Raw genomic sequence first — 21,457 nt, forward strand, 5'->3', positions numbered from 1 at the left:
CCGATCACTCCTTACCGGTTCCGTGACGCGGGCCGGTGGCGGCCCGGTACTCGCGAGGACTGACCCCGCGGACCCGCCGGAACGCGGCGCTCAACGCGAACGGGCTGCCGTAGCCCACCCGCCGGGCCACCGCGGCGAGCGTCGCGTCCGGTTCGCGCAGCAGGTCGGCGGCGAGCGTCAGCCGCCACCCGGTCAGGTAGCTCATCGGCGGCTCCCCGACCAGCTCGCTGAAGCGGCGGGCCAGCGCCGCCCGGGACACGCCGACCTCGGAGGCCAGCGCGGCGACCGTCCACGGCCGGGCCGGATCGTCGCGCACCAGCCGCAGCGCCGGGCCCACCACCGGGTCGGCGGCGGCCCGGTACCAGCCGGGCGCGGCGCCCCGCCGGGCGAACCAGATCGGCAGCGCGCCGATGAGCAGCAGGTCGAGCAGCCGGTCCAGCACGGCTGCCTGGCCGGGCTCGTCCCGGGCGAGCTCCTCGGCGAGCAGGGGCGCGAGCGGGCTGCGCCACTCGTCGGCCGCCACCACGAGCACCGGCGGCAGCGCCGCCAGCAGGCCGCGGTTCACCTCGCCGGGCAGCTGGTACGTCCCGGTGAGCAGCACGGTCGACCCGTCCGCCCCGGTGCCCCAGGTGCGGACGCCCATCGCCATCGACTCGGCCAGCGGCTCGCCGCGCAGCGTCGTGCAGCGCTGGCCCGGGTGGATGACCACCTGCGGCGGGGCGGCCGGGTCGTCGGCCACCGTGTACGCGTCCGGGCCGCGCAGCACCGCCACGTCGCCGGGGTGCAGCGCCACCGGGTGACCGGCGTCCGGAACCACCCAGGCGACGCCGCGGACCAGCGTCGCGACGGTCAACGGGGCCCGATCCTCGATCCGCAGCGCGTACGGCGGGTCGAGCACCGACCGCAGCAGGAAGGCGCCCCGGGCCGGGGTCCGTCGAGCAGCCCGGTGAGCGGATCCACCGCCCGATGGTAGACGATCACGTATGGTCACAAGGGCCGGCGAGGAGGCGGCGATGATCCGCTGGAGCTGGTTCCGGATTGCTGCCGGGCGGCTGCGCCAGGGGTGGCGTCCGGTGCTCGAGGCGACGCTGGCCGCGACCATCGCCTGGGTGTTGGCGGCGAAGGTGATCGGGCACCCGCAGCCGTTCTTCGCCCCGGCCGCCGCGCTCATCGTCCTCGGTCAGGCCCGGGGCCAGCGGCTGCGCCGGGCGGTCGAGGTGGTGCTCGGGGTGGCCGGCGGCGTACTGGTGGCCGACCTGGTGATCCAGGCCCTCGGCCGGGGCTCCACGTGGACCGTCTTCACCGTCATCCTGCTCACCGTCACCCTCGCCGCGGCGGTCGGCGCGACCGGCGTCACCCTGGTGCAGGCGGCCGTCTCCGCCCTCTACCTGGTGGTGGTCGCGCCGCCAACGGAGTCGCTGGTGCCGTTCCGCTTCGTCGACGCCCTGATCGGCGGCGCGATCGCGATCGCCGCCAGTCAACTGCTCGACGTCCGGCGGCCGCTGGCCCCGCTGGTCGCCGAGGTCCGGGCCACCTTCGACGCCCTTGCCGGGCTGCTCGCCGACATCGCCGACGCCTTGGACCGGCACGACGAACCGGCCGCGGTCGCCGCGCTGGAGCAGGCCCGCGGCATGGACGCCCGGGTGGACCGGCTGCGCGACGGGGTCCTCGCCGCCGGGGAGGCGCTCTGGCTGAACCTGCGCCGGCGCCGGCACATCGGCCGGCTGCGCTCGGTGGACACCGCCATCCGGCAGATCGACTACGTGGTCCGCAACGTCCGGGTGCTCGCCCGGGCCGGGGTGACGCTCAGCCGGCTGCCGGTGCCGGTGCCGACCGACCTCGGGGTGGCGCTGCGGGCGCTGGCCGAGGCGGTGCGCGCCGCCGGCGAGGCGCTCGCCGCCGACCTGGAGGGCCGCGACGAGGTCGCCGACGGGCACGCCGCGCGGGCCGACGAGGCGGCGCTGGCCGCGGTGCGTACCGCCGGTGGGCTCTTCACCCCCGGCCAGACGCTGCCGCTCGTCATGATCATCGGGCAGGTGCGGGCGACCGCCATCGACCTGCTCCGTGGCGTCGGCGCCGACGACGACGCCACCGTCCTCGGCCGCGTCGACCAGGCCCTCGGGCTTCCCCCGGTCTGACCCGAGCCGCGGAGGCCCGGGTCAGGGGACCGGTTCGGGGAGGGACGTGAGCCAGGTGACGGCGGCCTCGCGGATGTCCGTGTGGACCTCGTGGCCACCGGGGAACTCCTGGTAGCTCACCTCGTAGCCGAGGTCGTGCAGGCGCGGCACCAGCCGGCGGCTGCACACGTCCACCGGCAGCACCCGGTCGTCGACGCCGTGCGAGACGAAGACCCGCGGCTGGCCGTGGGTCACCAGCGGCGCGGCGAAGCCGGGCGAGAAGGCCACCACGCCGGCGACCAGATCGCCGTTGGTCAGGCCGAGCGAGAGGGCGTACGACGCGCCGTCGGAGAAGCCACCGAGCACCACGTCCCGGACCGGATACGCGGCGAAGATCAGGGACAGCAGGGCGTCGATGCGCCGCACGTCCACGCCGAACCCCTCGACGATCAGGTCCCAGCTGCTCGCCGCCGCCTGCGGCGCGGCCAGCAGCAGATGGTGCGCGTCGGCGAGCGGGAGCATCAGGTCCAGCGCCTGACGCGCCTCGCCGCCGGCCCCGTGCAGGAGCACCACCAGCCGGTACGGCCGCTCCGTGACCGGCTCCGGGGCGTACAGCAGGGCGAGCGGCCCGCCCTGGGGATCGGTGAGCGGCAGCAGACCGGCGGCGGCCGGGCCCACCGGCGCGACGGGCCGGGCGGTCAGCCGGCCGTGCCGGGCGTTCTCCTCCGGCTGCCGGTGCGGCGGCGCGGGTTCGGACACGATCACCGCTCCTCGCTGTCGGCGGGGTGTGCGCCGCGGTTACCCCACCCACCGCCGGTTAACCGCCGCTACCATCGCCTGCCGCCGTGCCCGCCCGCGGCCGCGCCGCCCGCCGCCACGCCGCCCGCCGCCGGCCCGGCCGCCGGGCCGCCGCGCCGGCGGCCTGCCCCGCTGCGAGCCTGCCCCGCTGCGAGCCTGCCCCGCTGCGAGCCTGCCCCGCTGCGAGCCTGCCCCGCTGCGAGCCCGCGGCCGTCGCCCGGGGCCGGGCTCAGGCGCTGTCCCGCGCCACCAGGGCGGACGGGAAGAACGTCACCGGTGGGACCGCGCGACGGTCGAGCACCGCCTGCGCCGCCGCGGTGGCGATCCGCCCGACCGGATGGCTGGCCGTGGTCAGCGCCGGGGTGCTCAGCTCGGCGAGCGGGATATCGTCGAAGCCGGCCACCGCCACGTCACCGGGCACCCGCACGCCGGTCTGGCGCAGACCGGCGATCACCCCGAGCGCGGTCGCGTCGCTGGCCGCGAAGACGGCGTCGGTGTCCGGCCACCGCTCCAGCACCTCGTGCGCCGCGGAGCGGCCGCGGGCCGCGGTGAAGTCCCCGCGTACCAGGCGGACGGGCAGCCCCGCCTCGCCGGCCATCCGCCGGTACGTGTGCACCGAACGCTCGGCGCAGACGAGCCACCGGGGACCGGTCACCATCGCGATCCGCCGCCGGCCGGTGGCGTGCAGATGGTGCAGCACCGCCTCGGCGCCGGCGCCGTTGTCGACGTCGAAGGCGGGCACCGCGGGTGAGCCGATGCCGATCGACGCGACCCGACCGCGCAACGACCGGGGCACCGCGTCCAGCACCGGGCTCGTGGTGTTGACGAGCACGACCCCGCAGATCCCCCGGTCGGCGACCAGCCGGCGCAGCGTCTCCGGGGCGTGTCGGGGCAGCCAGTGCAGGGTCACGCCGAGCCCCTGCGGACCGCACACCCGGGCGGCGGCGGCCACCACCCGGTCGATGTAGGGGTCGTCGAGGACCGCGTCGGTGCTGCCGGTGACCGCCACGGCCAGCCGGACGCCGGAGCCGCGCACCAGCGCCCGGGCGGCCTGGTTGGGCACGTAGCCGAGCTGCTTGGCCGCGGCGGCGACGCGATCGCGCGTGGCGGGCGAGACCGAGCCGGTGCGGGCGAGCACCCGGGACGCCGTCGCCCGCGACACGCCGGCGACCCGGGCGACGTCCTCCAGGGTGGCGGGTCGCGCTGCGGACGTGGTCATGGCGGTCCTCCCCGGGTGGCCGATGGTCCGATGCCGGCATCATCCCGCGCGGGTGTGACGAAGGACAGGGGTAGAACCGGGTTGTCGTGAGAGCGCTCTCAGGGGTGGGATCAGGTGGAGACACCGTCCGAGGAGAGGAACCGCCCCCCGTGAGCCCCGCCACCGCGCCCACCGTCAACCCGGCGACCGCGCCGGCCGTACCCCGGGTGGTGCGGGCCGCCCGGAACGGCGTCGCCGTCGTGTTCACCCTCAACGGGCTCGCCGTGGCAACCTGGTTCTCCCGGGTGCCGGCGGCCCGTGAGGCGCTGGAACTCAGCGCCGGACGGCTCGGTCTGCTGCTGCTGGCCATCTCGGCCGGGGCGCTGCTCGCGATGCCCACCGCCGGGCTGGTCAGCCAACGGCTCGGCGCGGCGCGTACGGTCCAGTTCTCCACCTGCCTGGTGGCTCTCGGCCTCACCGGCGCCGGGCTGGCTGCCGGTCTCGCCGGCTCGGTCGTCGGTGTTGCGCTCGGCCTGTTCGCGTTCGGCTACGGCTCCGGCAGCTGCGACGTGGCGATGAACGTCGAGGGCGCGGCGGTCGAGCGGCGCCTGGAGCGCACCGTCATGCCCCGCTTCCACGCGGCCTGGAGCCTCGGGTCGGTGGCCGGGGCGGGGCTCGGCGCCGGGGCGGCCCGGGTGGGTCTCCCGGTCGGCGTCCACCTCACCGCCGTGGCGGTGGTGGTGCTGGCCGGCACACTGGTCGCGGCGCGGTTCTTCCTGCCGCCGGCCACGAGCACGACGGCCACGCCGACCCCGGCCGGGCGACGGCGCGCCCTGCTCGCCGCCTGGCGCGAGCCGCGCACCCTGCTGATCGGCCTGCTGACGCTGGTGATGGCGTTCACCGAGGGCAGCGCCAACGACTGGCTGGCGGTGGCCTTCGTCGACGGTCACGGCCTCAGCGAGGCGGCCGGCGCCGCGGTGTTCGGCGTATTCGTGCTCGGCATGACCATCGGGCGTACCGCCGGCACCATCGCCCTGGACCGGTGGGGCCGGGTGCCCGTGCTGACCGGCACGATCCTGCTCGCCGCGGTCGGCGCCGCCCTGGCCGTCCTGGCCGGCTCGGGGCTGGTGGCCGTCGCCGGCGTCGCGCTCTGGGGGCTCGGCGCGTCGCTCGGCTTCCCGGTCGGAATGAGCGCGGCGGCGGACGACGAGGAGAAGGCGCACGTACGGGTCAGCGTCGTCGCGGTGATCGGCTACACCGCGTTCCTCGCCGGGCCGCCGCTGCTCGGCCTGCTCGGCGACCGGGTGGGCACGCTGCGCGCGCTGCTCGTGGTGCCGCTGCTGCTGGTGCCGACCCTGGCGCTGGTGCCGGTGCTCCGCGCGCCCCGCCCGGCCGGCTCCGAGTAGCCGGGGCGCCGACGCGCACGCATCACGTCCAGTGCATCAAACCTAGCGGGGATCGGTGTTCCGCGGTATCGGGTGCGCGGCCGACTGCGCCGCGCACCGCCGCTGGTTAGGGTCGCCGGATGCCAACCGACGAGATCACCGCGGCCGCCGCGGGCACCTGGACGCTGGGCGACCGGACCGTCAACCGGATGGGCTTCGGCTCGATGCGGATCACCGCCCACCCGGACCGGGAGCGCGCGGTCGCGGTGCTGCGCCGCGCGGTCGAGCTGGGCGTGAACCACATCGACACCGCCGCCTTCTACGTCTCGCCCGGCGGCACCCTGGATGTCGGGGATGGGCCCCCGCGGTTCGCCACCGAGCTGATCCGCGCGGCGTTCGCGCCGTATCCGGACGACCTGGTGATCGCGACCAAGGTCGGTCCCGGGTACGACCCGGAGGGCGGCTTCACCGAGGCGCTCACCCCGGAGCGGCTGCGCGCCCAGGTCGAGGAGAACCTGCGCCGGCTCGGCCGGGACCACCTCGACCTGGTCAACCTGAGGGCCTACAAGCGGCCCACGCCGGTTCCGTTGGCGGACCGCTTCGGGGCCCTGGCCGAACTGCGGGCGGCGGGGCTCATCCGCCACCTCGGGCTCTCCAACATCCGCCCGGAGCACCTCGACGAGGTCCGGGACATCGCGCCGGTGGTCTGCGTGCAGAACGCCTACGGGGTGGACGCCTACCGGGAGGACGACGCCTTCGTCCGCCTCTGCGGCGAGCGCGGGATCGCGTACGTGCCGTTCTTCGCGCTGGCCGGCACCCGGCGGGAGGCGGGCGCGTCGGCCGAGGCGAACGAGGCGGTGCTGGCCGTCGCCGACGCCCACGGGGTCACCCCGCACCAGGTGCGGCTGGCCTGGACCCTGCACCAGGGCCCGCACGTGCTGGCCATCCCCGGCACCGGAAACCCGGCGCACCTGGCGGCCAACGTCGCCGCCGGCGCGGTGCGGCTCACCCCGGAGGACCTGGCCCGTCTCGGCTGAGCCCGCCGGCCAGGGCCGGCCCGCCCACCCGGCGATCCTCAGTCGCGCAGCCAGACCCGCAGCGGCCCGACCCGGGCGAAGCCGACCCGTAGCGCCGGATCGAGGTCTGGCCCGGACTCGTAGCCGACCAGCGGCGCCCCGGGTCGGGTCGCGCAGATCCCGGCCCAGATCTCCGCCACGCCGTCGCCGACGGCGAAGACGTTGGAGACCCCGGTCGCCGGGCCGCTGCGGTGGAGCACGGCGCCGCCGGCGACCGACCCGTCGGGCGCGTACCGGGCCAGCACGGTCACCCGGGGGTCGGCCAGCAACTCCGGGCGGAACAGCGCGCCGCCGCCGTGCGCGGCCGCCCAGGCGGCCAACCGGTCCGGGCTGGTCACCGGAGTCAGCGGCACGGCGCCGGGCCGCTGAGCGGCGGACCGCCCGGTCCCGGGCCGGCGAGCGGCGGGCGCGTCGGCGGCAGGCTCGCCCAGCGCCGGCGGGTCGGCGGGTGGCCGGTGGATCCAGTCGGCGGCGAAGAGCACGCGGAAGCCGTACGGTGCGAGGTCGAGGTCGGCGAAGCTGTCCTTCACCGACGCGCCCGGGCCGTCGTCGATGCGGTTCAGCAGGACGGCGGCGCGGACCCCGGGCCGCAGCGTGACGGCGTCCGGGTACCAGGGCGGCGAGCGGCGCGGCACCGACCAGGCGTCCGCGTCGGTCCGCCCGGCCAGGCCGTGGCTGGCGCACACGCTGCCGCACCACTGAGCGTTGTCGGCGGCCGCCCGCACCGCCACCGTCACTCCGGCCACGGCCCGACCCTACCGAGGTCGCCGGGGTCAGGTCGCTCCCATCCGGCTCGCAGCGGATTGACAGGAAACGGTGCTGCACTGGAGGAGCACCGAGGAGAGGAGGGGGCATGGGCTGGTTCAACCGGCGGTCACGCGCCGCCCACGGGGCACCGACGAAGCTCGACCGGGAGGCGACCCGGGAGGACCTCGCCGCGCTGGAGGCGTTCGTCACCAGCCGGCAGGGTGTGGAGTTCTACCTGGAGCCGGAGACCACGGCGACCGACACCACGGTGGTGGCGATCGCCCACGACGGCGAATGGATCCGTCGGCGCACCGGCTCGCCGCGGGCGGCGGCCGACATCGCCCGCCGCCGCGCCGTCCCGCTGTACGAGGCCGCCCGCACCGGCTACCCCGAGCGGATGCGCGCCTGGAACCGGGCCCACCCGGAGCGCCGGATGCGCTGACCGGTCCCGCGCCCCGCCGGCCGCCGGATGACGCGCGACCCGGGATGGGCGCCGGCGTGCCGGCTCAGGCGCCGTCGATCTCCGCCCGGGCCTGCTCCAGGGTCATCGCGTCGCCGTGGCTCGACACGTACCACCGGTAGTCCTCGTCGAGCAGCCGGCGGAGCAGCGCGACGTCGAGGCCGTCCGCGGGCTCGCGCAGGTGCGCGGGTGGCGGGTAGTAGCAGTCGCCGAGGAGCATGACGCCGGAGTCCGGCACCAGCACCACTGTCGAGTCCGGCGCGTGCGCGCCGCCGACGTGCCGCAGCCGTACGCCGACCGGCAGCTCCTCCTCGTCGGTGAAGGTGCGGGTGGGCGGCAGCACCGCGAAGTCGTCCCAGGAGTCCACCGCGAACGCCCGGGCCCGGAAGCTCGGGGCGAGCCGCGGATTGGCGCGGACCTGCTCGCGTAGGTAACGGTGGCTCCACGGCCGGGCCGCCTCGGCCCGCAGCAACTCGCCACCCGTGACGTGTCCCACGATCTCCACGCCGGGCCAGGCGCAGGCGCCCCAGACGTGGTCCCAGTGGTGGTGGGTGTAGACCAGCCAGCGCGGCGGCGGCAGCCCGGCGGCGTCCAGGGCGGCGCGGATCTCGCGGGCGTGCGCCGGGCTCTGCCCCGCGTCGATCAGCACACTGCCGCGTTCGTCGGCCACGACGGCGACGCCGGCCTGGACGGCCTCCGGGTCCGGATCGCCCGGGCAGAGCCAGACGCGACCGGCGAGATGGTGGAACCGCATGGCGATGATGGCCGTCATCCTCCCCGTCGATCCGAGCCGGTCGCTCGTGCCGGCCCGATCCTATGCCCGGCCACCGTCCACACCGGGCGTTCCACTCCGACATCGTCATCAATCGATGGTTTGGGCGACGGTGACCAGCGGGGGCGGCGTTGACCGGCGTCGGACGGGTGTGGCAGCATTCGCGGCCTGACGGCAGTGAAGGAAGCCGGTGCGATTCCGGCGCGGTCCCGCCACTGTCACCGGGGAGCGATCCCCCCTCGTGAGCCACGGCCGTGCGTGCGCGGTTGGAAGGCCGGGGGTGAGCGTCGATCCGGGAGCCAGGATACTTCGGCCGTCGGGACGTACCCCAGGGCGTGGACACCCGAGGAGGACCCGATGACGCACCGCGTCCGCAGCGCCGCCGGCGATCGCCGTGACCGGCCCGCATTCACCTCCGGCGGAGACGTCGGCCTCGCATCCGGCCGCGCCGGCCACTGACGTACGCCCCGCGCCGCCCGTCGGCGTCGGCCCGTGGCCGACGACCCCGCCGGCGGCCCGACGCGGTCGCTGACCCCGCGCCCACCCGCCCGCCCGGCCGCCCACGCGGCGATCCGGGCGTCACTCTCCGGAGCTGTCCGTGCGCACCCTGCTGCTCTCCACCGCCGACACCGACCTGCTGGCCGCCCGCGCCAGCGGCGCCGACTACCGGCTGGCCAACCCGGCCCGCGTCGACGCCGACTCCGTGCCCGCGCTGCTCGACGGCGTCGACCTCGCCGTCGTACGGCTGCTCGGCGGCCCCCCGGCGTGGCCGGACGGGCTCGCCGCGGTGCTCGCCTCCGGCGTGCCCACGGTCGTGCTCGGCGGCGAGTCGGTGCCGGACGCGGAGCTGATGGCGGCGTCCACCGTGCCGTCCGGGGTGGCCACCCAGGCGCTCGCGTACCTGGTCGAGGGCGGCCCCGCCAACCTGGCCGAGCTGGCCCGGTTCCTCTCCGACACGGTGCTGCTCACCGGTGAGGGCTTCGCGCCGCCGGCGCCCACCCCGACCCACGGTGTCCACGGCGACCGCCCGGCGCACCCGGACCGCCCCACGGTGGGGATCGTCTTCTACCGGGCGCACGCGCTCGCCGGGAACACCGGGTTCGTCGACACCCTCGCCGACGCGGTCGAGGCGGCCGGCGGCAACCCGCTGCCCGTCTACTGCGGCTCGCTGCGCGGGCTGACCGCCGGCGACGGCCCGTACGACCTGCTCGCCCGCTGCGACACCCTGCTCGTCACCGTGCTCGCCGCCGGCGGCACCGTCGCCGCCGACGCGTCGGGCGGCGGCGACGAGGACGCCTGGGACGTCGGCGCGCTCGCCGCGCTGGACGTACCGGTTATCCAGGCGCTCTGCCTGACCAGCACCCGCGACCAGTGGGCCGCCTCGGACGCCGGGCTGTCCCCACTGGACGCGGCCATGCAGGTGGCCGTTCCCGAGTTCGACGGCCGGATCATCACCGTGCCGTTCTCGTTCAAGCGGATCGACCCCGACGGCCTGTCGGTGTACGCCGCCGACCCCGAACGCGCCGCCCGGGTCGCCGGCATCGCCGTCCGCCAGAGCCGGCTGCGCCGGCTGCCGAACGCCGACAAGCGCCTCGCCGTCGTGCTCAGCTCGTACCCGACCAAGCACTCCCGGGTCGGCAACGCGGTCGGCCTGGACACCCCCGCCTCCGCGGTGCGGCTGCTCGCCCAGCTCGCCGAGGCCGGCTACCACCTCGGCGACGCGCCGCCGCCCGACGACGGGGACGCGCTGATCCACGCGCTCATCGCCGCCGGCGGCCACGACGTCGAATGGCTCACCCCGGAGCAGCTCGCCGCCGCCGAGGCCCGGGTGCCCGGCGAGGTCTACCGGCGCTGGTTCGACCAGATCCCCGGCGAGCTGCGGGAACGGATGCGCGCCCACTGGGGCGAGCCGCCCGGCGCGCTCTACACCGACGGCGGCGACGTCGTGCTCGCCGGGCTGCGCTTCGGCAATGTGGTGCTGCTCATCCAGCCGCCCCGCGGCTTCGGCGAGAACCCGATCGCCATCTACCACGACCCGGACCTGCCGCCGAGCCACCACTACCTGGCCGCGTACCGGTGGCTCGCCGCGCCCCCGGCCGACGGCGGCTTCGGCGCGGACGCCGTCGTGCACCTCGGCAAGCACGGCACCCTGGAGTGGCTGCCCGGCAAGGGCCTCGGGCTCGCCGCCGACTGCGCCCCGGACGCCGTCCTCGGCGACCTGCCGCTGGTCTACCCGTTCATCGTCAACGACCCCGGCGAGGGCACCCAGGCCAAGCGGCGCGCGCACGCCGTGGTCGTCGACCACCTGGTGCCGCCGATGGCCCGCGCCGAGACGTACGGCGAGCTGGCGAAGCTGGAGCAGCTGCTCGACGAGTACGCCACCGTGCAGGCCCTCGACCCGGCGAAGGTGCCGACCGTGCGGGCGCAGATCTGGGCGCTGGTCCGCGCCGCCGAGCTGCACCACGACCTGCACGCCGAGCACATGCCCGACGCCGACGACTTCGACGACTTCGTGCTGCACCTCGACGGGTACCTGTGCGAGGTCAAGGACGTGCAGATCCGCGACGGCCTGCACGTCCTGGCCGCCGCGCCCACCGGCGAGCCCCGGGTCAACCTGGTCCTGGCGGTGCTGCGCGCGCCGCAGGTCTGGGGCGGCAGCCGCGCGCTGCCCGGCCTGCGGCAGGCCCTCGCCGCCGGCTACGGCCTCGACGAGGCGGCGCTGCTCGCCGAGCCCGGCGCGCGGATGGCCGTGCCGGCGGCGCTCACCGACACCGTGGACGGGCCGGCCGCCACCGCCGCCGACGCCGTCGACCTCATCGAGGCGCTCGCCCGCCGGCTGGTCGTCGGCATGGAGACCCTCGGGTGGGACGCCGCCCAGGTCGGCGCGGTGGTCGGCGAGGTGACCGGCCGGTCGATCCCGGACGCCGAGGCGGTGCTCCGGTTCGCCGCCACCGAGCTGGTGCCCCGGCTCGACCGGACCACCGACGAGCTGACGCACACCCTGGCCGCCCTCGACGGCCGGTTCGTCCCGCCCGGCCCGTCCGGCTCGCCCACCCGGGGCCTGGTGAACGTGCTGCCCACCGGCCGGAACTTCTACTCCGTGGACCCCAAGGCGATCCCCAGCCGCAACGCCTGGGACGTCGGCGTCGCCCTCGCGGACTCGCTGCTGGCCCGCCACCTCACCGACACCGGCGAGTACCCGCGCTCGGTCGGGCTCACCGTCTGGGGCACCAGCGCGATGCGGACCCAGGGCGACGACATCGCCGAGGTCCTGGCGCTGCTCGGCTGCCGCCCCACCTGGGACGACCGGTCCCGCCGGGTCACCGGCGTCGAGGTGGTGCCGCTGGCCGAGTTGGACCGCCCCCGGATCGACGTCACCGTCCGCATCTCCGGCTTCTTCCGCGACGCCTTCCCGCACGTGGTGGCGCTGATCGACGACGCGGTTCGGCAGGTCGCCGCCCTGGACGAGCCGGCCGAGCGCAACTTCGTCCGCGCCCACGTCACCGCCGACGTGGCCGAGCACGGCGACGAGCGGCGGGCCACCGCCCGGATCTTCGGCTCGAAGCCCGGGGCGTACGGGGCGGGGTTGCTGCCGCTCATCGACGCCCGGAACTGGCGCAGCGACGCCGACCTGGCCGAGGTGTACGCCGTCTGGGGCGGCTACGCCTACGGCCGGGGGCTGAACGGGCGGGAGGCGCGGGCCGACATGGAACGCTCCTTCGCCCGGATCGCGGTGGCGGTGAAGAACCAGGACACCCGCGAGCACGACATCGTCGACTCCGACGACTACTTCCAGTACCACGGCGGCATGGTGGCGATGGTCCGCCACCTCACCGGCGCCGCGCCCGCCGCGTACGTGGGCGACTCGGCGATGCCGCACGACGTGCGCACCCGGACGCTGGGTGAGGAGACCCGGCGGGTGTTCCGCGCCCGGGTCGTCAATCCGAAGTGGATCGCGGCGATGCGTCGACACGGCTACAAGGGCGCGTTCGAGCTGGCCGCGACCGTGGACTACCTGTTCGGCTACGACGCCACCGCGGGCGTGGTCGACGACTGGATGTACGAGCACCTGGCCGCCGCGTACGTCTTCGATCCCACCACCAGGGCGTTCCTGGAGGAGTCGAACCCGTGGGCGCTGCGCGGCATCACCGAACGGCTGCTCGAGGCCGCCGACCGGAAGCTGTGGGCCGAACCCGACCCGGCGACCCTCGACCGGCTCCGCGAGACGTACCTGGCCAGCGAGGGCGACCTGGAGGACCGGGCATGACCACGTTTCCGTTCAGCGCGGTGCTCGGCATGGACGACATGCGTCTCGCCCTGCTGCTCAACGCGGTCAGCCCGGCCATCGGCGGGGTCCTGGTCCGGGGCGAGAAGGGCACCGCGAAGTCCACCGCGGTGCGGGCCCTGGCCGCCCTGCTGCCCCCGGTCGACCACGTGACCGGCTGCCGCTTCGCGTGCGACCCGGCCGCACCCGACCCGGGCTGCCCGGACGGCCCGCACCCGACCGGCGTCGGCACCGAACGGCGCCCGGCCCGGCTGGTCGAGCTGCCGGTCGGCGCCGCCGAGGACCGGGTGGTCGGCTCGCTGGACCTGGAGAAGGCCCTCGCCGCCGGGGTACGCGCCTTCGAGCCGGGCCTGCTCGCCGCCGCCCACCGCGGGGTGCTCTACGTCGACGAGGTCAACCTGCTCCACGACCACCTGGTGGACCTGCTGCTCGACGCGGCCGCCATGGGCCGCAGCCACGTCGAGCGGGAGGGCGTGTCGGTCAGCCACGCGTCCCGCTTCCTGCTGGTCGGCACGATGAACCCGGAGGAGGGGGAGCTGCGCCCGCAGCTGCTCGACCGGTTCGGGCTCACCGTCGAGGTGGGAGCCAGCCGGGACCCGGCCGTCCGGGTGGAGGTGGTCCGTCGCCGGCTCGCCGCCGACGCGGACCCGGCCGGCTTCGCCACCCGCTGGGCCGACGCCGACGCCGAGATCGCCCGGCGCGTCGCCGCCGCGCGCGACCGGCTCGACCGGGTGCTGCTGCCGGACGCCGCGCTGCGGCAGATCGCCGAGGTCTGCGCCGCGTTCGACGTGGACGGTATGCGCGCCGACATCGTCACCGCCCGCACGGCGATCGCCCACGCCGCCTGGCACGACCGCGACCGGGTCACCGTGGACGACGTCCGGGTGGCCGCGCGGCTGGCCCTGCCGCATCGGCGCCGCCGCGACCCGTTCGACACGCCGGGGCTGGACGAGAAGCGGCTCGACGAGGCCCTGGACCGGGCCGGCGGCGACGATCCGGACGACGACCCACCCGGCGGCCCGTCGGGCGGTCCGCCCGACGACCCGGACGGCGGCCCGCAGCACCCGTCGGGTGGCCCGGGCGTGGACGGCCCGGACCCCGCCGACGGCGAACGAGGCTCGGACGGCCGGAATCGGGCCGCGGCCGGACGGGACGCCGACGACCGGGGTCGTTCCGACGCCGACCCGGCCGGCAGCCCGTCCGCCGGGGTAACCCCGGTGGCCGCACCGCGGGCCGGCCTGCGGGCCCGGCTGCTCACCGCGCCCGGCGTCGGCGACGGGGTACCCGGCCGGCGGTCCCGGGCCCGCACCGGCCGGGGCCGCACCAGCGGGGCGCGGGTTCCGAGCGGCGGGCGGGCCGGCGCGCTGCACCTGCCCGCCACCGTCCGCGCCGCCGCTCCGCACCAGGTGGCCCGCGGCCGCAATGCCGGCCCGCTGCGGCTGCGCCCGGCCGACGTGCGCGAGGCGATCCGCGAGGGGCGTGAGGGAAACTTGGTGCTCTTCCTGGTTGACGCGAGCGGGTCGATGAGCGCCCGCCAGCGGATGGCCGACGTCAAGGGCGCCGCGCTCGCCCTGCTCACCGACGCGTACCAGCGGCGGGACAAGGTGGCCGTGGTCGCCTTCCGGGGCGCCGGAGCGCAGACCTTGCTGCCGGCCACCTCGTCGGTGCTCGCCGCGTCGGCCCGGCTCGCCGAGCTGCCCACCGGCGGGCGTACACCGCTCGCCGAGGGCCTGCTCGCCGCCGTCGAGCTGCTGCGGGTGGAGCGGCTCCGCGACCCGCGCCGCCGCCCCCTGGTGCTGGTGCTCACCGACGGGCGGGCCACCGCCGGCGACCGTCCGCTGGAGCGGGCCGCCCACGCGGCCACCGTGCTCGCCGCCACCGGCGCCCCGTGCGTCGTCGTCGACTGCGAGTCCGGCCCGGTCCGCCTCCACCTGGCCGCCCGCCTGGCCGCGACCCTGAACGCCCCCCTCCACCCCCTCACCGCACTCACCCACCTCTCGCGATCGGGCACCCTCCGCTCCGGCGGACCGGACGAAGCCGGGCACGGAAGGGGCACAAACCGCACGATCGCGAACGCCGAGGCCCAGCCGCGAAGGAGCGCCGCCTGATGCCGCAGGGGAAGCCGACCCACGTTCCCGCCGACGGACTCACCACCCGGCAGCGGCGCCACCGTCCGCTGCTGCTCGTCCACACCGGACAGATGAAGGGGAAGTCGACCGCCGCGTTCGGGCTCGCGCTGCGCGCCTGGACCGCCGGCCTGCCCATCGGGGTGTTCCAGTTCGTGAAGAGCGCCAAGTGGCGGGTGGGGGAGGAGAACGCCTTCCGTGCGCTCGGCGAGGTGCACGAGCGCACCGGACAGGGCGCCCCGGTGGCCTGGCACAAGATGGGCGAAGGCTGGTCCTGGATCCAGCGCGGCGGCGAGGCCGACCACGCCGCGGACGCCCTGGAGGGCTGGCGACAGATCCAGCGGGACCTGGCCGCGCAGCGGTACGGGCTCTACGTGCTCGACGAGTTCACCTACCCGATGAAGTGGGGCTGGGTGGACGTGGACGAGGTGGTCGACACCCTCGCCGCCCGGCCGGGCTTCCAGCACGTCGTCATCACCGGCCGGGACGCCGACCGGCGCCTGGTCGAGGCCGCCGACCTGGTCGCCGAGCTGACCAAGGTCAAGCACCCGATGGACGCCGGCCAGAAGGGCCAGAAGGGCATCGAGTGGTGAGCCCGCGATCCGACGAGGCCGCGACGCCGGGTCCGACACCGGGCCCGGCGGCGCCGTGGGCGCTGCCCCGGGTGGTGGTCGCCGCCCCGGCGAGCGGGCACGGCAAGACCACGATCGCCACCGGCCTGCTCGCCGCGCTGCGCCGGCGGGGCCTGACGGTCAGCCCGCACAAGGTCGGCCCCGACTACATCGACCCCGGCTACCACGCCCTCGCCGCCGGCCGGCCCGGCCGAAACCTCGACCCCTGGCTGGTCGGCGAGGAGCGGATCGCGCCGCTGCTGCGGCACGGCGCGAGCGCGCCCACACCGGCCGACATCGCCGTCGTCGAGGGCGTGATGGGCCTGCACGACGGCGCGGTCGGCCGGCGCGGTCACGCCTCCACCGCGCACGTCGCCCGGCTCGTCGAGGCCCCGGTGCTGCTGGTGCTGGACACCACCGCCCAGGGCCGGTCGGCCGCCGCGCTGGCACTCGGCATGGCCGCCTTCGACCCCCGGGTGCGCCTCGGCGGGGTCATCCTCAACCGGGTCGGCTCGCCCCGGCACGAGACGCTGCTGCGCGACGCGCTCGCCGAGGTGGACGTACCGGTGCTCGGGGCGGTCACCCGGACGGCCGAGGTCGCCGCGCCCTCGCGACACCTCGGGCTGGTGCCGGTCGCCGAGCGGGCGCCGGAGTCCGTCGCCGTGGTGCGCGCCCTCGCGGACCTCGTCGAGTCCACCGTGGACCTCGACGCGGTGCTCGACCTGGCCCGTACCGCCCCGTCGCTGACCGCGCCGGCCTGGGACCCGGTCGCCGCCGTCGGCGGCCCGGCGGGCGCCGGCCGCCCGGTCGTGGCGCTCGCCGGCGGCGCGGCCTTCACCTTCTCGTACGCGGAGACCGCCGAACTGCTCACCGCGGCGGGCGCGACCGTCGCCAGCGTCGACCCGCTGCGCGACTCCGCGCTGCCCGCCGGCACCCGCGCGGTGGTGATCGGCGGTGGCTTCCCCGAGGCGTACGCGGACCAGCTCGCCGCCAACACCGCGCTCCGCGCCGAGCTGGCCGACTTCGCCGGCCCGGTGGTCGCCGAGTGCGCCGGCCTGCTCTACCTCGGCCGCGCCCTGGACGGGGTGCCGATGTGCGGACGGCTCGACCTCACCGCCCGGATGACGGGCAGGCTCACCCTCGGCTACCGCGATGCCGTCGTCGCCAGCGACTCCCCGCTGCACCGGGCCGGCGAGCCGGTACGCGGGCACGAGTTTCACCGCACGGTCACCGACCCGGGGCACGGCGACGCCCCGGCGTGGCGCTGGGACGGCCAGAACCGCGGCTTCGTCGCCGGCCGGGTGCACGCCTCCTACCTGCACACCCACTGGGCCGGCCACCCCGAGGCCGCCCGCCGCCTGGTCGAGGCGGCGGCCTCGTGAGCGCGTCGGACGGCGTGTCCACGCTGACCGGGGTGGGCGTCGGTCCGGGTGACCCGGAGCTGCTCACCGTCAAGGCGGTCCGGGTGCTGCGCGAGGCCGACGTGGTGTTCGTACCCGTGCTGGACCGGCTCGCCGCGGAGCGCGACGCGCCGCCCGGCCGGGCCGAGACCACCGTGCTCGCGCACGTGGCCGCGGCCCGACTGCGCCGGCTGCCGTTCGCCCTCGACGACCGGGGCGGGGTGACCGCCCGCCGGGAACGCGCCTGGAACCAGGCGGCCCGGACGGTCGTCGCCGCGATGGACGGCGGCGCCCGCGCGGTCGCCTTCGCCACCATCGGTGACCCCAACGTCTACTCCACCTTCGGCTACCTCGCCCAGGGCGTCCGGGCGCTGCGCCCGACGGTCGAGGTGCGCACCGTGCCCGGTGTCACCGCCATGCAGGACCTCGCGGCGCGCAGCGGCGTGCCGCTCTGCGAGGGACGCGAGCCGCTGACCCTGCTGCCGGCCACCGCCGGGCTGGCGCTGTTCGAGGACGCCCTGGCCGGCCCGGGGACCGTGGTCGCCTACAAGGGCTGGCGCCGCCACCCCGAGCTGGTCGCCGCGCTGCGTCGGCGCGACCGCCTCGACGACGCGGTGCTCGGCCGCGGCCTCGGACTGCCCGGCGAACGGATCGGCCCGGCCACCGAGCCCGACGACGACCTGCCGTACCTGTCGACGCTGCTGGTCCCGGCCCGCCGGGACCGCCGGGGAGGAAAGCTGTGACCACCGACCACACTCCGGCGACGACGGGCACCGTGTGGTTCGTCGGCGCCGGCCCGGGTGCCGCGGACCTGCTGACCCTGCGCGCCGCCCGCGTGATCGGCGCCGCCGACATCGTGATCTGGGCGGCCAGCCTGGTCCACGCCGACGTGCTCCAGCACGCCCGGCCCGACGCCGAGATCGTCGACTCCGCGCGACTGCCGATCGAGGGCGTGCTGCCGCTCTACGAACGCGCCGCCGCCGAGGGGCTCACCGTGGCACGGATCCACTCCGGCGACCCGGCGCTGTGGGGCGCGGTGCAGGAACAACTCGACCTGTGCCGGGCGCTCGGCCTGGCGGTGGAGATCGTGCCCGGGGTGTCGTCGTTCACCGCGGTCGCGGCGATCGTCGGGCGGGAACTGACCATCCCCGAGGTCGCCCAGTCGGTCATCCTCACCCGCCTCGAAGGCGGCAAGACCCCGATGCCGCCGGGCGAGCGGGTACGCGAGTTCGCCCGGCACGGCACCACCATGGCGCTCTTCCTCTCCGCCGCCCGCTCCGGGCAGGTGCAGGCCGAGCTGCTGGCCGGCGGGTATCCGGCGGACACCCCGGCCGTGGTGGCGTACCAGGCGACCTGGCCCGACGAGCTGGTGGTGCGCTGCACGGTCGGCACCCTCGCCGCGAGGGTGAAGGAGCACCGGCTCTGGAAGCACACGCTCTTCCTGGTCGGCCCGGCGCTCGCCGCCACCGGCACCCGCTCACACCTGTACCACCCCGGGCACTTCCACACGTTCCGCCGGGCCGAACCCGCCGCCCGGGCCGAGCTCCGCCAGGCGCGGCGGGCCGGCGGCGATCCGGCATGACGTACGCCGAGCCGCCGCTGCGCGAGCCGGACCTGCCGCGTACCGCGAAGGCCCGGCCCACCGCGCTGCGCACCGGCTGGACCACCGGGGCGTGCGCCACGGCGGCGGCGAAGGCCGCGGTGACCGCGCTGGTCTCCGGGGTCCCGCAGGGGGAGGTCGAGATCGGGCTTCCCGCCGGCCGGCGGGTCACCTTCGAGGTGGCCCGCTGCGACCTGATCCCTGGCCCGCCCACCCGCGCCGAGGCGGTCGTGGTGAAGGACGCCGGCGACGACCCGGACGTCACCCACGGCGCGGAACTGACCGCGAGCGCGGACTGGCGGGCCGAGCCGGGCCTGCGCCTGGCCGGCGGACCGGGCGTCGGCACCGTGACCAAGCCCGGGCTGGGTCTGCCGGTCGGCGGGCCGGCGATCAACGAGACTCCCCGCCGCATGATCACCGCCGCCGTCGGCGAGGTGGTCGACCTGACCCGGGTCGGCGTACGCGTGGTGATCAGCGTGCCGCGGGGCGAGATCATGGCGCGCAAGACCACCAACCGGCGCCTCGGCATCCTCGGCGGCATCTCGATCCTCGGCACCACCGGGATCGTCCGGCCGTTCTCCACCGCCTCCTGGCGGGCCAGCGTGGTGCAGGCCGTCCACGTGATGGCGGCCCAGGGGGAGCGGACCGTCGTGCTCTGCACCGGCGGGCGCACCGAGCGGGCGGCCCGGGCGCTGCTGCCGGAGCTGCCCGAGGTCTGCTTCGTCGAGGTCGGCGACTTCACCGGCGCGGCGGTCACCGCTGCCGTCGCCGACGGCCTGACCGGGGTGGTGTTCGTCGGGATGGCCGGCAAGCTGGCGAAGCTCGCCGCCGGCGTGCTGATGACCCACTACACCCGCTCCAAGGTGGACCTCTCCCTGCTCGGCGCGGTCACCGCCGAGGCCGGCGGCACACCCGAGGTGGCCGCGGCGGTGACCGCGGCGAACACCGGGCGGCACGCGTACGAGCTGTGGGAGGCCGCCGGACTGCTCGGCCCGGCCGGGGACCTGCTCTGCCGTCGCGTCCAGCAGGTGCTGCGCCGCTTCGCCGAGCACGCCGTCACGGTCGACGTGGCCATGGTGGACTTCGCCGGCTCTCGCCTGGTCGCCTCCTCGGGCCGGTGGGCCGCATGACGCCCCCTCCGTGCCCGTCGCGGGACGCCGTGACGGGCGACCGTGGCCCGACACCGAGCGCTGACCCTGGCCCGGCACGGGGCGTCGTGACGCTGGGTGACCTTGGCCCTGGGGTGTGTGCCTACGAGCGTTATGACTCTCCGGCATATTTATGGCGCAGAGTCATGACGCCCATCAGCGAAGTGCTCCCCGCCGGCCGACACGCCGAGCCGGGACGGACCGCAGCCGCCTCGGGCCTTTACGGGGCGGTGTCCGGCCGTCGCGCGGCAGTGCCCGGCCGCGAGGCCGCGTCTGGGCTTCGCGGGGCGTTCGGCCCCCGAGCGGTCGCCGCGACCGGGTGGTGGGCGGCGTGACGAGCGAGCCGGCCACGGTGACCGTGGTCGGGATCGACGCCGCGGGCCGGCCACCGTACCCGGGACTCGAGGCGGCCGTGGTCGGCGCGGGCCTGGTGGTCGGCGCGGCCCGGCACCTGGCCGCGGTGCCGCTGCCGCCCGGCTGTGCCACCGTCACCCTGGGGCCGCTCGCCCCGGCGGTGGACCGGCTAGTCGCCGCCCGAGCCGCCGGGACCCCCGCCGTCGTGCTGGCCAGCGGTGACCCCGGTTTCTTCGGCATCGTGCGCCGGCTGCGCGCCGCCGGGCTGCGCCCGCGGGTCGTGCCGGCGGTGTCCAGCGTCGCCGCGGCGTTCGCCCGGTCCGGCCGGTCCTGGGACGACGCGACCGTGGTCAGCGCGCACGGGCGCGACCTCCACCCGGCGCTGAACGCCTGCCGGGCGCTGCCCGCGGTCGCGGTGCTCACCGCGCCCGGTGCCGGGGCGGCCGAGATCGGGGCAGGACTGGCCGGCTGGTCGCGCCGGCTCGTGGTGGCCGAGCACCTGGGCACCGACACCGAACGGGTCGTCGAGACCACACCCGCCGGGGCCGCCGCGCGCACCTGGGGCGACCCGCACGTGGTGCTCTGCCTCGCCGAACCGGCCGACGACACCGTGCCAGCCGACAGCGACACCGCGCCAGCCGACAGCGACACCGCGCCGGACGGCGCCGCACTCGCCGGCGGCGTGACGGTGGCCGCCGGAGTGGCCGGGATGCGGCGGGACAACCAGCCGGCCGCCGCTCCGGACGGCGGTTGGGCGCTGCCGGAGAGCGCCTACGCGCACCGTGACTCGATGATCACCAAAGCCGAGGTCCGCGCACTCGTGGTGGCCCGGCTGCGCCCCCGACTCGGCCGGCTGATCTGGGACGTCGGGGCGGGCAGCGGCTCGGTCGGTATCGAGTGCGCGCTGCTCGGCGCGGCCGTGGTCGCGGTGGAGCGCGACCCGGCCGCCGCGCCGCTGATCCGGCGCAACGCGGCGGCGCACCGAGTCGACGTCCGGGTGGTGACCGGGGCCGCCCCGCCGGCGCTGGCCTGGTTGCCGGAGCCGGACGCGGTCTTCGTCGGCGGCGGCGGGCCGGACGTGCTCGCGGCCGTCGCGGCGCGCCGTCCACCGCGGATCGTGGCCACCCTCGCCGCCGTCGACCGCATCGGTCCGGCCGTCGACCTGCTCCGGGCCGCCGGCTACGCGGTCGAGGGGGTCCAGCTCTCCGCCGCCCGCCTGGCCGATCTGCCCGGCGGCTCGATCCGACTCGCGGCCACCAACCCGGTGGTCGTCCTCACCGGGGAGCGCCCGTGACCGACACCCCTACCTCGACGCCCGCCGCCGCGGACCCCGCGACCGACCCGGGCTCCGTCGTCGGCCCGGCGACCCGTGCAGTCGCC

General features: G+C 76.7%; 16 protein-coding genes, 1 pseudogene and 1 riboswitch. Of the genes and pseudogenes, 12 read left to right on the forward strand and 5 right to left on the reverse strand.

Annotated features, from left to right (window positions below; all coding sequences use genetic code 11):
- Positions 1–4: 4 nt before the first annotated feature.
- Positions 5–960 (reverse strand): annotated as a pseudogene (locus tag O7603_RS01985) (AraC family transcriptional regulator).
- Positions 961–1,013: 53 nt separating this feature from the next.
- Between O7603_RS01985 and O7603_RS01990 the strand changes: the two are divergent.
- A complete protein-coding gene (locus O7603_RS01990) occupies positions 1,014–2,138 on the forward strand; it encodes an FUSC family protein (RefSeq protein WP_281573949.1) in 1,125 nt (374 codons plus the stop codon).
- Positions 2,139–2,159: 21 nt separating this feature from the next.
- On the opposite strand, the gene O7603_RS01995 is transcribed toward O7603_RS01990, so the two are convergent.
- Positions 2,160–2,876, reverse strand: coding sequence for a phospholipase (locus O7603_RS01995; protein WP_281573950.1), 717 nt, complete (start codon positions 2,874–2,876; stop codon positions 2,160–2,162).
- A 268-nt stretch (positions 2,877–3,144) separates the two neighbouring features.
- A complete protein-coding gene (locus O7603_RS02000) occupies positions 3,145–4,134 on the reverse strand; it encodes a LacI family DNA-binding transcriptional regulator (RefSeq protein ID WP_281573951.1) in 990 nt (329 codons plus the stop codon).
- Positions 4,135–4,283: 149 nt separating this feature from the next.
- Here O7603_RS02000 and O7603_RS02005 point away from each other — a divergent pair, with 149 nt between their 5' ends.
- The gene (locus O7603_RS02005; RefSeq protein WP_281573952.1) at positions 4,284–5,519 is read left to right on the forward strand and encodes an MFS transporter; all 1,236 of its coding nucleotides are present in this window, start codon (positions 4,284–4,286) and stop codon (positions 5,517–5,519) included.
- Positions 5,520–5,638: 119 nt separating this feature from the next.
- Entirely contained in the window at positions 5,639–6,535 is an 897-nt protein-coding gene (locus tag O7603_RS02010) for an aldo/keto reductase (protein WP_281573953.1), read from the forward strand.
- 38 nt (positions 6,536–6,573) lie between these two features.
- Here the strand turns inward: O7603_RS02010 and O7603_RS02015 are convergent, their stop codons facing one another.
- Positions 6,574–7,320 carry a hypothetical protein gene (locus O7603_RS02015; protein WP_281573954.1) on the reverse strand — a complete coding sequence of 249 codons (747 nt, stop codon included), beginning with the start codon at positions 7,318–7,320 and terminating at the stop codon, positions 6,574–6,576.
- Between the two features lie 107 nt (positions 7,321–7,427).
- Between O7603_RS02015 and O7603_RS02020 the strand changes: the two genes are divergently transcribed.
- Complete coding sequence (locus O7603_RS02020; RefSeq protein ID WP_281573955.1) at positions 7,428–7,763, forward strand: hypothetical protein; 336 nt, start codon at positions 7,428–7,430, stop codon at positions 7,761–7,763.
- A gap of 64 nt (positions 7,764–7,827) precedes the next feature.
- Here the strand turns inward: O7603_RS02020 and O7603_RS02025 are convergent, their stop codons facing one another.
- On the reverse strand, positions 7,828–8,553 hold the full coding sequence (locus tag O7603_RS02025) for an MBL fold metallo-hydrolase (RefSeq protein WP_281573956.1): 726 nt from the start codon (positions 8,551–8,553) through the stop codon (positions 7,828–7,830).
- A gap of 180 nt (positions 8,554–8,733) precedes the next feature.
- A riboswitch (cobalamin riboswitch) is annotated at positions 8,734–8,863 on the forward strand.
- A 288-nt stretch (positions 8,864–9,151) separates the two neighbouring features.
- Here O7603_RS02025 and cobN point away from each other — a divergent pair.
- From cobN to cbiE, 8 genes are all read left to right on the forward strand, one after another.
- Positions 9,152–12,820, forward strand: a complete 3,669-nt coding sequence (gene cobN / locus O7603_RS02030; RefSeq protein WP_281573957.1) for a cobaltochelatase subunit CobN — start codon at positions 9,152–9,154, stop codon at positions 12,818–12,820.
- Entirely contained in the window at positions 12,817–14,946 is a 2,130-nt protein-coding gene (locus tag O7603_RS02035) for a VWA domain-containing protein (RefSeq protein ID WP_348651047.1), read from the forward strand. Before cobN ends, O7603_RS02035 begins: the two co-directional genes overlap by 4 nt.
- Positions 14,946–15,557 (forward strand): cob(I)yrinic acid a,c-diamide adenosyltransferase, encoded by a 612-nt coding sequence (gene cobO, locus O7603_RS02040; protein ID WP_281573958.1) that lies wholly within the window; start codon positions 14,946–14,948, stop codon positions 15,555–15,557. The genes O7603_RS02035 and cobO overlap by 1 nt, the downstream gene beginning before the upstream one ends.
- Complete coding sequence (locus O7603_RS02045) at positions 15,554–16,957, forward strand: cobyrinate a,c-diamide synthase (protein WP_281573959.1); 1,404 nt, start codon at positions 15,554–15,556, stop codon at positions 16,955–16,957. The genes cobO and O7603_RS02045 overlap by 4 nt, the downstream gene beginning before the upstream one ends.
- Complete coding sequence (gene cobI, locus O7603_RS02050; protein WP_281573960.1) at positions 16,954–17,718, forward strand: precorrin-2 C(20)-methyltransferase; 765 nt, start codon at positions 16,954–16,956, stop codon at positions 17,716–17,718. The genes O7603_RS02045 and cobI overlap by 4 nt, the downstream gene beginning before the upstream one ends.
- A complete protein-coding gene (gene cobM / locus O7603_RS02055; RefSeq protein ID WP_281573961.1) occupies positions 17,715–18,557 on the forward strand; it encodes a precorrin-4 C(11)-methyltransferase in 843 nt (280 codons plus the stop codon). Before cobI ends, cobM begins: the two co-directional genes overlap by 4 nt.
- A complete protein-coding gene (locus tag O7603_RS02060; protein ID WP_281573962.1) occupies positions 18,554–19,705 on the forward strand; it encodes a cobalt-precorrin-5B (C(1))-methyltransferase in 1,152 nt (383 codons plus the stop codon). The genes cobM and O7603_RS02060 overlap by 4 nt, the downstream gene beginning before the upstream one ends.
- Before the next feature lie 349 nt (positions 19,706–20,054).
- Entirely contained in the window at positions 20,055–21,371 is a 1,317-nt protein-coding gene (gene cbiE, locus O7603_RS02065) for a precorrin-6y C5,15-methyltransferase (decarboxylating) subunit CbiE (RefSeq protein ID WP_348651048.1), read from the forward strand.
- Positions 21,372–21,457 lie beyond the last annotated feature (86 nt).

Source organism: Micromonospora sp. WMMD812 (genome assembly GCF_027497215.1).
Lineage (GTDB): Bacteria > Actinomycetota > Actinomycetes > Mycobacteriales > Micromonosporaceae > Micromonospora.